The 13,338-nt window shown below is 41.3% G+C and carries 12 protein-coding genes and 1 tRNA gene; 2 read left to right on the top strand and 11 right to left on the bottom strand.

Features of this window, described 5'->3' with window-relative positions; all coding sequences use genetic code 11:
- The first annotated feature begins 13 nt into the window (after positions 1 to 13).
- Together pal and ybgF are read left to right on the top strand one after the other, a co-directional pair.
- Complete coding sequence (gene pal, locus NT010_00870; protein MCX5804605.1) at positions 14 to 562, top strand: peptidoglycan-associated lipoprotein Pal; 549 nt, start codon at positions 14 to 16, stop codon at positions 560 to 562.
- A gap of 2 nt (positions 563 to 564) precedes the next feature.
- Positions 565 to 1,431 carry a tol-pal system protein YbgF gene (gene ybgF / locus NT010_00865; GenBank protein MCX5804604.1) on the top strand — a complete coding sequence of 289 codons (867 nt, stop codon included), beginning with the start codon at positions 565 to 567 and terminating at the stop codon, positions 1,429 to 1,431.
- Here ybgF and rpoC read toward each other — a convergent pair.
- From rpoC to NT010_00810, 11 genes are all read right to left on the bottom strand, one after another.
- Complete coding sequence (gene rpoC, locus NT010_00860) at positions 1,408 to 5,610, bottom strand: DNA-directed RNA polymerase subunit beta' (protein MCX5804603.1); 4,203 nt, start codon at positions 5,608 to 5,610, stop codon at positions 1,408 to 1,410. The two genes, ybgF and rpoC, sit on opposite strands and share 24 nt — an antisense overlap.
- 104 nt (positions 5,611 to 5,714) lie before the next feature.
- A complete protein-coding gene (gene rpoB, locus NT010_00855) occupies positions 5,715 to 9,830 on the bottom strand; it encodes a DNA-directed RNA polymerase subunit beta (protein ID MCX5804602.1) in 4,116 nt (1,371 codons plus the stop codon).
- An 85-nt stretch (positions 9,831 to 9,915) separates the two neighbouring features.
- Entirely contained in the window at positions 9,916 to 10,308 is a 393-nt protein-coding gene (gene rplL, locus NT010_00850; protein MCX5804601.1) for a 50S ribosomal protein L7/L12, read from the bottom strand.
- Positions 10,309 to 10,322: 14 nt separating this feature from the next.
- On the bottom strand, positions 10,323 to 10,844 hold the full coding sequence (rplJ, locus tag NT010_00845) for a 50S ribosomal protein L10 (GenBank protein ID MCX5804600.1): 522 nt from the start codon (positions 10,842 to 10,844) through the stop codon (positions 10,323 to 10,325).
- 116 nt (positions 10,845 to 10,960) lie between these two features.
- Positions 10,961 to 11,665 carry a 50S ribosomal protein L1 gene (rplA, locus tag NT010_00840; protein MCX5804599.1) on the bottom strand — a complete coding sequence of 235 codons (705 nt, stop codon included), beginning with the start codon at positions 11,663 to 11,665 and terminating at the stop codon, positions 10,961 to 10,963.
- A gap of 93 nt (positions 11,666 to 11,758) precedes the next feature.
- Positions 11,759 to 12,187 (bottom strand): 50S ribosomal protein L11, encoded by a 429-nt coding sequence (rplK, locus tag NT010_00835; protein MCX5804598.1) that lies wholly within the window; start codon positions 12,185 to 12,187, stop codon positions 11,759 to 11,761.
- A 12-nt stretch (positions 12,188 to 12,199) separates the two neighbouring features.
- Positions 12,200 to 12,733, bottom strand: a complete 534-nt coding sequence (nusG, locus tag NT010_00830; protein MCX5804597.1) for a transcription termination/antitermination protein NusG — start codon at positions 12,731 to 12,733, stop codon at positions 12,200 to 12,202.
- A gap of 25 nt (positions 12,734 to 12,758) precedes the next feature.
- The gene (gene secE / locus NT010_00825) at positions 12,759 to 12,962 is read right to left on the bottom strand and encodes a preprotein translocase subunit SecE (protein MCX5804596.1); all 204 of its coding nucleotides are present in this window, start codon (positions 12,960 to 12,962) and stop codon (positions 12,759 to 12,761) included.
- A 17-nt stretch (positions 12,963 to 12,979) separates the two neighbouring features.
- Positions 12,980 to 13,053: transfer RNA gene (locus NT010_00820), tRNA-Trp, on the bottom strand.
- A 2-nt stretch (positions 13,054 to 13,055) separates the two neighbouring features.
- On the bottom strand, positions 13,056 to 13,205 hold the full coding sequence (gene rpmG, locus NT010_00815; GenBank protein MCX5804595.1) for a 50S ribosomal protein L33: 150 nt from the start codon (positions 13,203 to 13,205) through the stop codon (positions 13,056 to 13,058).
- A gap of 11 nt (positions 13,206 to 13,216) precedes the next feature.
- On the bottom strand, positions 13,217 to 13,338 hold a 122-nt coding region (locus NT010_00810), incomplete at its 5' end, for an elongation factor Tu (protein ID MCX5804594.1).

The following is a 13,338-nucleotide window of genomic DNA, read 5'->3' as shown; positions in this document are numbered from 1 at the left end:
GAGGAGGATTTACATGAAATACTTAACAATTTTAGTTGCTTTTTTAATCTTGACAAGCTATGGATGTGCAACCAAAACAGTCCAGATGACACCAACAGAACAAAAACAGGCACAGGCAATCCAAAGGGGTGAGGATATACTTAAAGATCGCGTTATATCTGAAGAGGACATTGCAAAAAGAGATAAAACAAGAGATTGGTCGCTTAAAGAGCTTATGGAAAATGCGCCTTTTAAGGATATCTATTTTGAATTTGACAGCTGCTCAATCAGGTCAGACTACTTTCCAAAATTAAATGAGATTGGGCAATGGTTAAAACAATACAAGAAAATAAAAATAGTCGTTGAAGGGCATTGCGACGAAAGAGGGACTATCGAATACAACCTTGCTCTGGGCCAAAAAAGGGCTGAGGCAGTGAAGAATTATCTGGTAAAGCTGGGGGTGGACGACACAAATATCAAGACAATATCTTTTGGGAAAGAGATCCCCATTGATTCAGGTCATGAAGAAAATGCCTGGGCAAAAAACAGAAGGGCAAGCTTTAAAATTGATCAAAAGGGGTAGTTATGAAAGAATTATTAAATAATATTTTCGATGTTGAACATTGTTCTTTGAATTCAAAAAAACAAAAAACGCCGTTTTTTCCCTGCAGAACTTTATTTTCTTCCATTCATTTTTCAACTTTTGTCATTTTGGTTTTCACTTCTGTTACACTTTTCAGCTGCGCCTCAACAGAAGAGGCAGCGCAACTGAAAAGCAGTGTAAATTTCATGTCAGGTGATTTCAATCAATTTAAGAATGAAGTTAATACAAAGTTATTCGCTATTGTAAAAGAGCAGGAAAGTTTAAGGAAACAGCTTATGAGTGTAACCACATCTATCGAAAATAGAGATGATAATAATCGTACGATGCTTGGAAAGATCGAGGAACTGGATCATCAGCTTCAGATATACTGGAAGGACACCAAAGCCGAGATTAACGCATTAAAAACCGGGAACGTCAAGCCGCCAATTATAAATCAGCCGACACAAATACCTGCAAAAGAGGTTGATCTGAAATATGAAGCAACATACAAAGGAGCTTTTGATAAATTCCAGAATGGTGCTTATGATGAAGCAGCCATTAAATTTTCAGATTTTATCAACGCCTATCCCGGAACACCCTTGGTTTCAAATGCATACTACTGGCTGGGAGAAAGTTATATGAATCTTAAAAACTATGATAAAGCAATTGTAAGCTTCCAGGAAGTAATTGATAAATATCCCAAAAGCGATAAAGCCTCAAGGGCGCTTCTGTCGCAGGCAGACGCATTCAGCAGCATTAAAGACGCAAAGAGTTCTAAAACCGTCCTTAAGAAGGTTATAGAACTCTATCCGAAAACAGAAGAGGCTGCTATAGCTGAAAGAAAATTACGAAACCTCGGCCTCAGGTAATTTTTCCACGTCCTCGTCCAGCTTTTCAAGGACTGTCATATCATAGTTTTTGTATCTTGAATAACCTGTTCCTGCAGGAATAACCCTGCCCATAATTACATTCTCCTTCAGGCCTCGTAAGTAATCAACCCGACCCTCTATCGCAGCCTGTGTGAGAACTTTCGTGGTATCCTGAAAGCTTGCTGCCGAGATAAAACTGTCTGTTATAAGGGATGCCTTTGTTATTCCTAAGAACAACGGTTCTGCTTTGGCAGGCTTCCCGCCGGCTTCCAAAACCCGCCCGTTTTCTTCTTCAAATACCCACCATTCAACAGGTTCATCAATAATAAAATTTGTATCGCCTACATCTCTTATTCTTACTCTCTTGAGCATCTGTCTTACTATAATTTCTATGTGCTTGTCATTTATCTTCACGCCCTGCAACTGATAAACTTCTTGAATCTCATCCACAAGATAACGGGCAAGTGCTTTGATACCAAGTATCCGAAGCACATCGTGGGGGCTCACAGGGCCGTCCATCAACGGCTCCCCTGCCTTAACATAGTCCCCTTCATGAACGACTATATGTTTACCTCTCGGGATTGTATACTTTATCGGCTCGCCTCTCTCAGGCTTTACAAAGATCTCCCTTTTGCCCTTTGTGGTCTTACCAAAGGAAACAAAACCGTTTACCTCGGTTACCGTTGCATTTTCTTTCGGTCTTCTTGCCTCAAAAAGTTCTGCAACCCTCGGAAGACCGCCGGTAATATCCTTTGTCTTAGTCGTTTCTCGCGGTATTTTCGACACAACGTCGCCTGCGTGAATTTCATCTCCTTCATTTACAATAATATGTGCTCCAATAGGTAAGATATACCGGGCAGGACTTGTACTGGCTGGTATATTAATCGTTTTACCCTTATCGTCCTTTATGGATATCCTTGGCCTCAGATCCTGATCCCTTGGCTCCATAACAACTCTGTAAGAAAGCCCTGTCATTTCGTCCTTGCTCTCCTGCATCGTTACGCCTTCAATAATATCTCCGAATTTGATCTTCCCTGATACTTCCGAGAGAATTGGGATTGTATAAGGATCCCATTCGGCAAGAATCTGGCCTTCCTTAATGTACTGCCCTTTTCCTTCTGCTGAATTAGAAACCGGCTTAGGAGAACCTTCAGCGCTACCAAATACAAGCCTGGCGCCATATATAACGGCATATCTTTCTCTTTCCCTGCCCGCTTCATCTACAATGGCAATTTCGCCGTTTCTGTTCATAACAACAGGGACACCTTCTCTGTTATTTACTACCTTTACATTTAACAATTTAACATACCCGTCATTTCTTGCTTCCAGAGTAGACTGCTCTATCCTTCTTGATGCCGCCCCGCCGATATGGAATGTTCTCATAGTAAGCTGTGTCCCTGGTTCCCCTATAGATTGGGCAGCAACGATACCTACTGCTTCACCTATACTTACAAGACGGCCTCGTGCAAGATCTCTCCCGTAACAAAGTACGCAGATACCGCGTTTTGACCTGCATGTCAGAGCAGAACGGATTTTTATCTTCTCAAAGCTGGCTTCTTCTATTTTCTTCAGGTGTTCTTCCCGTATCTCTTCATTTCTTTTTACAATAATCTCTCCATCAGGATCTTTCAGGTCTTCAAGCACAACTCTTCCGAGAACCCTCGTATCCAAACGTTCGATTACCTCACCGCCTTCTATCAGTGAGCCTACTTCAATTCCATCGAAGGTGCCGCAGTCATGTTCCGATACAACCACATCCTGTGAAGCATCAACAAGCCTCCTGGTTAGATAACCTGAGTTCGCTGTCTTGAGGGCGGTATCAGCCAGACCTTTACGTGCGCCATGGGTGGATATAAAGTACTGTTGAACTGTTAATCCTTCTCTAAAATTACTCGTAATCGGTGTTTCAATAATCTCGCCGGAAGGTGTTGCCATAAGGCCCCTCATACCCGCGAGCTGTCTGATCTGCTGAGCATTACCTCTTGCACCGGAATTTGCCATAATAAATATTGGGTTAAGACTGTTCTGATATTCTACCTTTCCTTCAGGATTGATAATCTCTTCAGTGCCAAGTTCCCTCATAAGCTCATCTGCAATTTTTTCGGTTACATCTGCCCATATATCGATAACCTTATTATATCGCTCACCATCGGTAATCAATCCTTCAGCATACTGCTTCTGAACAATGCGTACCTCATCATATGCCTTTTCAATAAGCTCCTGTTTGTTGGCTGGAACAATCATATCGTCTATCGAGATAGAAATACCGCCTATTGTTGCAAAATAAAAACCCAGATCTTTCAATCTATCGGAAAGGATTACCGTGCCTTTCTCCCCGGCTACCCGGTAACATTTATCAACAAGCTGGGCTATTGTTTTTTTGTCCATAACCTTGTTGATCAGTTCAAACATTTCGTTCATAATCAACGTTCGCTGATCTGCATTCAGTTCCATCAAGGCATTTTCAACAACATCTCTCAGAATAACCCTGCCGACGGTTGTATCAACAAGCTGCCCTCCATCCAGTCTCACCTTTATCCGTGCGTGTAAATCCATTTCCCCGCAATCATAGGCAATGTTCACCTCTTCGGGATCGGCAAATATTTTTCCTTCACCTTTTACATACTTTCTTTCGATTGTCAGATAGTAAAGACCAAGGACGATGTCCTGCGTGGGAACAATAATAGGCTTCCCGTTTGCAGGTGAAAGGATGTTGTTTGTTGACATCATGAGTACCCGCGCCTCAGTCTGCGCCTCAATTGAAAGCGGGACGTGAACCGCCATCTGGTCTCCGTCAAAATCAGCATTATAGGCTGTGCATACAAGAGGATGCAATTGGATGGCTTTTCCATCAATAAGCTGCGGTTCAAAGGCTTGAATTCCAAGCCGGTGTAATGTTGGAGCCCTGTTCAAGAGCACAGGGTGTTCTTTTATCGCCTCTTCGAGTACATCCCAGACCTCGGGTCTTTCTTTTTCAACAATCTTTTTTGCGTTCTTAATTGTTGTAGCAAACCCTTTCTTTATCAATTTATTATATACAAAGGGCTTGAAAAGCTCCAGAGCCATGGATTTCGGGAGACCGCACTGGTGAAGTCTTAAATGAGGGCCTACAACAATAACAGACCTGCCGGAGTAGTCTACACGTTTTCCAAGAAGGTTCTGACGAAATCTTCCCTGTTTACCACGGAGCATATCACTCAAAGACTTAAGAGGTCTCTTGCTTGCCCCTGTGACAACACGTCCGCGTTTTGAATTATCAAAAAGAGCATCCACTGCTTCTTGGAGCATTCTTTTTTCGTTCCGTATAATAATTTCTGGAGCATTCAATTCCATCAATCTTTTCAGTCTGTTATTTCTGTTTATCACCCTTCTGTAAAGGTCATTCAGATCAGAAGTTGCAAATCTTCCACCATCAAGAGGAACAAGGGGGCGAAGTTCAGGTGGAAGCACAGGGACAATATCAAGTATCATCCATTCAGGTTTCACTTTTGAAACCCTGAAAGCATCCACCACCTTAAGCCTTCTCGCAAGCTTCTTCTTTTTTGCCTCGCTTGCTGTATCACGCATCTCAATCCTGAGTGTTTTTGTAAGTTCCTCTATATCTATCTTCTTCAAGCATTCCCGCATTGCCTCAGCGCCTATCCCACCTACAAATGTATCGCCATACTTTCCTTTAGCCTCTATATATTTCTCCTCATTCATCAATTCACAAAATTCATACGGAGATGAACCGGGTTCGATAACAATATACATCTCAAAATACAAAACTCTTTCAACTTCCTTTATCGTTAGCTCAAGCAAGGTCCCAATCTTACTCGGCATGCTTTTCAAAAACCAGATATGCGCAACAGGACATGCGAGTTTTATATGTCCCATTCTTTCTCTTCTCACCTTTGACTGAATGACTTCTACCCCGCATTTTTCACAAATAATGCCTCTGTGTTTCATCCTCTTATATTTTCCACAGATGCATTCATAATCCTTTACAGGACCAAATATCTTGGCGCAGAATAGCCCATCCTTCTCCGGCTTAAAAGTCCGGTAATTGATTGTCTCAGGCTTTTTTACCTCGCCACAGGACCATTTTTCAATGATTTCCGGAGATGCAAGCGATAACCTCATAGCTGCATATCCCAAAGGATCCTTCTGTTTTTCAAAAACCTTAAAATAATCTTCCAATCTTATACCTCCGTATAAAACAGTTTTGAATTTTGAATGCTGAATGTTGATTTATAAACCCAAAAATTCAACATCCATATTGATTAATTCAACACTGCCTTTTGCTATTCTTCCCTAATAAGGTCTACGTGTATGCATAAGCTCTCCAGTTCTTTTACCAATACATTAAAAGATTCCGGGAGACTCGGCTCAAGTACATCTTCACCCTTTACAATAGCTTCGTAAGCCCTTATCCTGCCATTTACATCATCAGATTTAATTGTAAGGAATTCCTGTAAAGAATAAGCGGCTCCATATGCCTCCAATGCCCAAACTTCCATTTCCCCGAGTCGTTGTCCGCCAAATTGTGCCTTTCCGCCAAGGGGTTGCTGAGTAACAAGTGAATATGGGCCTATGGAACGGGCATGAATTTTGTCGTCAACAAGATGGTGTAATTTCAAAAAGTACATATTGCCTATGGTGACCTTATGGTGAAATGTCTCTCCTGTTCTGCCGTCGTAAAGTAGTGCCTGCCTGTTATCTGACATTCCCGCCATTTCAAACAATTCCTTTATCTCGCTCTCATTCGCACTATCAAAAACAGGAACTGCTACATTAACGCCATTCCTCATCCTGTCTGCCAACTCTATTATTTCCTCATCGCTCAGTTTCTCAATAAAACCGCTGAGTTCACCGTGATTAAAAATCTTTTTCAGTTTAGCCTTGATAATCTCTGGAGAACTGGTATTTTTGTAATAGTTGTCAACCAGTTCGCCTATCTTCTTACCAAGCTCTTTAGCTGCCCATCCAAGGTGTACCTCTAGTATCTGTCCGGCATTCATACGGGATGGAACACCAAGAGGATTCAAAACAAGGTCAATAGGTGTCCCGTCTTCCGTGAAAGGCATATCCTCTTCGGGAAGAATGATAGATACGATGCCTTTATTCCCGTGGCGGCCTGATATTTTATCACCCACAGCAATCTTTCTTTTCATAACTACATATACTTTGATCGTTTTGATAACGCCCGGAGGCAGTTCATCGCCTTTCTTGATTTTGTTTATCTTGTCCTCATAATACAGTTTAATTATTTCAATCTGGTTTTCTTTGCTGTCAAGTATTTTAGAGACCTTGGCCTCCAGCTCATCATTATTAAAATCAATATTCTGAAGTTTATGAAGGTTTACAAAACCTATTTTTGTTACATTGAGAACTTCCCCTTTCTTGATAATTATTTTTCCTTTGTCATCCTTTATATCAACAGGGGATTTTTTTCCGAGGAATGCTTCCCCCAGCTTTTCCATTGTACTTTCCAGAATAATCTTAACCTGTTCTTCCTGATCCTTTAAAATATTTGATACCTCTATGTCTTCTATAAGCCTGCTCCGGTCATCCTTATCAACACCCCTTCTTGAAAGCACCTTCACATCAATGACTATGCCTTCGATGCCATGCGGTACTCTGAGTGATGTGTCTTTCACATCACCTGCTTTTTCACCAAATATGGCACGCAGAAGTTTTTCTTCTGGTGTAAGCTGTGTTTCTCCCTTCGGAGTAACCTTGCCTACAAGAATATCTCCGGGTTTTACCGTTGCGCCAACCCTTACAATGCCGCTTTCATCAAGGTCTTTTAGGGCTTCATCACCGATACTTGGTATATCCCTTGTAATTTCTTCCTTGCCGAGTTTTGTGTCCCTTACAACGCATTCCAATTCTTCAACATGTATAGAGGTAAATAAATCTTCTTTGACAAGCCGCTCATTCACAAGCACTGAGTCTTCATAATTATATCCCCTCCATGGCATGAACGCGACCAGCACATTCTTACCAAGGGCAAGTTCACCTCTGTCTGTAGAGGGCCCATCTGCAAGTACGTCTCCCTTGTTTACATAGTCACCTTCATTCACAATTGCTCTCTGGTTTATGCAGGTGTCCTGATTTGATCTCCTGAATTTCAGAAGGTTGTATACATCTATCTTAATGGCCGGCTCTTCGTTTTTGTCTTTTTCCTCATACTGGACAATGATCCTGTTTGCATCTACGCTCTTTACAATACCGGCAGATCTTGCTGTTATTGTTACCCTGGAATCCCTGCCTACAACCTTTTCCATGCCCGTACCGATAATCGGAGCTTCTGTAGTGATCAACGGCACTGCCTGTCGCTGCATGTTTGATCCCATAAGAGCACGGTTTGCATCATCATGCTCCAGGAATGGGATTAGTGATGCAGAGACGCTTACAAGTTGCTTCGGGGAGACGTCCATAAAATTTACTTCTTCCGGGTTTACCAGATAGAATCCTCCTCCTTTCTGAGCAGTTATAAGATCTGCGGTAAACTTTCCATCCTTATCAACGGGTGCGTTTGCCTGTGCAACATAGTACGGCTCCTCTTCAAGCGCGCTGAGATATTTAACTTTATTTGTTACCCTGCCGTTGACCACTTCCCTGTATGGTGTCTCTATAAAACCAAATGCATTGACTTTTGCATATGTGGAAAGTGAAGCTATCAAGCCGATATTCGGGCCTTCAGGCGTCTCAACAGGGCATATTCTTCCATAATGTGTAGGGTGAACATCCCTGACCTCAAACCCCGCTCGTTCACGCGTCAAGCCTCCTGGTCCAAGGGCACTCAATCTACGTTTGTGTGTAATCTCGCTGAGTGGATTTGTTTGATCCATAAACTGAGAAAGTTGACTGCTTGAAAAAAAGTCCTTTACAGCGCTGGCAACAGGTTTTGGATTTACCAGATCATGGGGCATCAATGTCTCCATCTCCGGGAATGTAAGTCTCTCTTTAATAGCCCTTTCCATCCGCACAAGCCCCATCCTGAACTGATTTTCAAGAAGCTCGCCCACAGTTCTCACCCTTCTGTTCCCAAGATGGTCTATGTCGTCTCCAGGCCCCCGGGCATCTTTAAGTCTGAGCAAATGTCCCACAACCTCAAGGATATCCTCTTTTCTTAACACTGTTTCTTCCAGAGGAATGTCAAGATTAAGCCTGTGATTGATTTTGAGCCTGCCGACTTTCGAAAGGTCATATCTTTCAGGGCTGAAAAACATATTTTGGATTAGGGCTTCAGCAAATTCTGTAGTAGGAGGATCTCCCGGCCTCAGCTTTCTGTATATTCCAAGCAGTGCCTCATCCTTGGTGTTTAAACCGTCCTCGCGTAATGTTTTGCTTAAGGAAGCGCTTACATTCAGATTATCGATAAAAAGGGTATCAAACCTGTTTACTTTTTTGCTTATTATCTTTTCGATATCATCGATTGTAATCTCTCTATTTATCGGAATTAAAATATCTTTTGTTTTTGGGTCAATGACATTTTCCGATGTAGTTCTGCCGATGATGTCACCTTCTTCAATGGGGATCTCACTAATATTGGCAGACTCCATCTTTTTGATCACTGCTTTAGTAATCTTTTTATGTTTTTTTACAATAACTTCCTTTGTCTTTTCATTGATAATATCAGAAGGTGCTTTCTGCCCAACAAGAAGTGCAAGGGGCGTTTGTTTATATAGCTTTTCATTTTTTATAATGATTGTTTCTTTATCATAATAATAATCAAGTATCTCTTTTTCCTTATATCCAAGGGCTTTTAAAAACAATGTTACATGCATCTTTTTCTTCTTATCTATTCTTACATAAACAAGTTCCTTATGGTCAAACTCAAAGTCTAACCAGGAGCCTCTGTACGGGATTATTCGTGCGCTGTATGAAAGGCTTCCTCCGAGGGTTGATTTTGACTGATCACAATCAAAATAGACACCGGGCGATCGGTGCAACTGGCTGACAACAACCCTTTCTGTCCCGTTTATAATAAAAGTTCCTCTTTCGGTCATAAGAGGAATCTCGCCGAAATATACATCCTGTTCCTTCACTGCCCGTATATCCCGAATTTTTGTATCAGGATCAACATTCCACACTACAAGACGTATAGCAACTCTCATTGGTGCAGCATATGTTACGCTCCGAAAGATACATTCTTCTTCGGAATTTTTCGGTTCACCTATTTCATATTTTACAAATTCGAGCGTCGTAGTCTCATGAGAGTCTTTTATGGGAAACACGCTGTTGAAAACTGCCTGTAGCCCTATATTTTCTCTTTTATCCGGTCGTACATCCTTTTGTAAAAAAATCTCATAGGAATCGAGCTGGGTTTCAATCAGGTTGGGAATATCGAGAACTTCTTTTATCTTACCGTAGTTCTTCCTGAATATCCTGTTATGGAAAGTTTCCCTCATATTTTTATTCACTCCTTGTTTTTTAGCGTAGAGTCAGGAGCAAAAGGGCTGAAAATATCAGCCCTTTTGCTCTATGCTAAAGATATTACTCTACTTTTACCTGTGCGCTTACTTCTTCAAGCTGTTTTTTGATATTTGCAGCTTCATCTTTTGAAACACCTTCTTTAACAGGTTTTGGGACGCCTTCAACAAGGTCTTTTGCTTCTTTGAGTCCAAGACTTGTAATAGCTCTTACAACTTTTATTACCTGTATCTTCTTCTCTGCTTCATATCCTGTGAGGATAACGTTAAACTCTGTCTGTTCCTCTACCGGTTCCGCAGCCGCTGCAGCCTGTCCCCCACCTGCCGGGGCAGCCGCCATCATGGGCATTGCTGCTGAAACTCCAAACTTCTCTTCTAGTACCTTTATAAAATCAGAGAGTTCAAGGATTGTCATGTTTTCAATAAACTGTACAACATCTTCTTTTGTAACGCTCATTTAATATACCTCCTTCAGGCTTGTTCTTTTTTTGTTTTAATTGCATTCAGTGTTATCATAAGCTTGCTCAAATTACCGGAAAGCACATATACGAATCTCTGTGGCGTACCTAGCAGCAAGCCCATTAATTTCGCTATCAGTACTTCTCTTGATGGCAGCGTAGCAAGCTTCAGAATGTCTTCCGGTGTTAATACCTGTTCTCCCAGAAAACCTGCTTTCAATTTCAATTGAGGCATCTCTTTCAAAAAACCTGTTATTGTTTTCGCTGCACTCACCGGGTCCTTATAAATGCAGACAATTGCATTTGGACCTGAAAAATTGTCTTTCAGAGCTTGCGCCTTTGTTCCTTCAGATGCAATATTTAAGAGCGTGTTTTTTACAACACTAAATTCCACACCCACGCTTCTCAGCTCTTTTCGGAGCTTTGTCATCTGGGATACTTTCAGACCGCTGTATTCCGCAATAAACATGGAATTCATCCGGTTGAGTTTAGCCCCTAATTCTTCAACAACCTTTTGTTTTTTTGTTCTTTCCAATGGGTTTCATCCCTCCTTTCATATAATATATGGAAAGTCAGGGAGACAAAAAACACGAAATCTCGGCAGGCCGTAATCGTTTAACATATTTGCACCTGCTTTCTCTGACTCTTTCCCTATTTAGTCAAGTTCCTAACATAGACAGGATCTATCTTTATGCCTGGACTCATTGTTGTGCAAACGGCCAACCCCTTAAAGTAAGCTCCTTTGCTTGAAGGTGGTTTTAATCTGATAACAGCTTCGATGAGTGAATTAATATTTTCTATTATCTTCTCTTTTCCAAAACCGAGTTTACCGACAGGAACGTGGAGATTTCCTGCTTTATCTACCCTGAATTCCACCCGTCCTGCTTTCATTTCTTTTACAGTTTTGGCTATATCAAAAGTCACTGTCCCTACTTTCGGATTGGGCATAAGCCCTCTCGGACCAAGTATCTTACCAAGTTTACTAACCGCTCCCATCATATCCGGGGTAGCAACGGCCTTATCAAAATCCAGCCATCCCTTTTGAATTTTTTCAATCAAATCCTCTGCGCCGATATAATCTGCCCCGGCTTCCTCTGCTTCCTTCTCCTTTTGTCCTTTTGCAAAAACAACTATTTTCACTTCTTTACCAAGCCCATTAGGGAGCGCAACGCTACCCCTGACCATCTGGTCGGCATGTCTGGGATCAACACCAAGCCGGCAAGCCAATTCAACAGTCTCATCAAACTTTGCAAAAGAAATCTGTGGGAGCAGTTCAAGGGCCTCATCCATATCATATTTTTTTTCTCTATCTATTTTTTCCCGTGCCTCTGAATATTTTTTCCCTACTTTTGCCATGTGTATTACTCCTTCTATTGTAGGCTAAGGACTGATGGGAAAAGACAAAGAGTTTAATTTTTGCCTTATACCCTATACCTTTCGCCTGCTTCGTTATCCTTCCACAACCTCTATTCCCATACTTCTCGTACTGCCTTCAATGATCTTTATTGCACCGTCAATATCTTTTGCATTCAGATCCTGCATCTTTAACTGGGCAATTTCTTTTATCTGTGATTTTGCTATGGTTCCAGCTGTTTCTTTTTTTGGATTATGTGCTCCTTTAGCCAATTTGGCTGCCCTTTTTATAAGAAACGTGGCAGGGGGTGTTTTCGTAATAAAACTAAAAGTCCTGTCAGAAAAAATTGTTATTGATGCCGGGATAATAGTTCCTTCCTGGGACTTTGTTCTTTCATTAAATGCCTTACAGAATTCCATTATATTGACACCATGCTGACCAAGAGCCGGTCCGACAGGAGGTGATGGAGTCGCCTGACCTGCCTGTAACTGTAACTTCACCATTGCCACAACTTTTTTTGCCATCTTACAACTCCTTTATATTTTCTCTATCTGAATAAAATCCAACTCAACCGGAGTTGTTCTCCCGAAAATATTGAGGAGCACTTTTACCTTGCCTTTTTCAGGTTTTATCTCCTCTACACTGCCCGTAAAGTTTGTAAAAGGTCCTTCAGTTACCTTAACGCCATCGCCTTTTTCAAATCTAATTTTCGGTTTAATTTTACCCTTGCCTTCCTGAATGGCGCTTAAGATTTCGCTCACCTCATTTTCAGGTAAAGGCGGTGGGTTCATCTTATCATATCCCACAAAGCCGGTTACTTTTGGTGTATTTCTCACAAGGTACCATGTATCGTTATTCATTACCATATTCACAATAATATATCCTGGAAAAACCGTCCGTTGAGATTTTTTCACCTGTCCCTTAACTCTCTCCATAATAATCTCTGACGGTACTATAATCTCGCCAAAATATGACTCCATTTTACCGTTATGTATATTTTCTTCCAAGCCCTCTCTCACTTTCTGTTCATAACCAGAATATGTGTGTACAACGTACCACTTTTTTTCCATTATCTCTTCCATTTTATTATCCTGGTTATCCACGCAATAACGCCTGTATAATCTTTGCTAATCCTACATCGACAATACCAAGAAATATTGCTGCAATTGCAACTGTTATCAATACAACATAAGTCCCTTTAACAGCATCTTTTCTTGACGGCCATGTGACCCTTTTAGCTTCCACATAAACTTCTCTGAAGTAATCCTTGATGCCATCCAATTTAGATTTGAGATCCATAAAATCTCCATAGTTTACAGGCCAGGAGGGATTCGAACCCCCAACACCCGGATTTGGAGTCCGGTGCTCTATCCGTTAGAGCTACTGGCCTTCTTATTTTGTCTCTCTGTGTGATGTATGTTTCTTGCAAGATTTACAATACTTTTTCATTTCAAGCTTATCTGGTGTTTTTTGTTTATTTCTTGTTGTTGTATAATTCCTGTTCTTACATTCCGAACATGCAAGTATTACAAGTTGCCTCATCTTTTTCCCCTCTACTCTATAATCTCAGTGACAACGCCGGCTCCAACAGTCTTTCCACCTTCCCTTATAGCAAAACGGAGTTCTTTCTCAAGGGCAATGGGGGTAACAAGCTCAACAATGATAGTTACATTAT

Source organism: Pseudomonadota bacterium, from assembly GCA_026388275.1.
Taxonomy (GTDB): domain Bacteria; phylum Desulfobacterota; class Syntrophorhabdia; order Syntrophorhabdales; family Syntrophorhabdaceae; genus JAPLKB01.
This window is presented reverse-complemented; position numbering and strand designations above follow the sequence as displayed.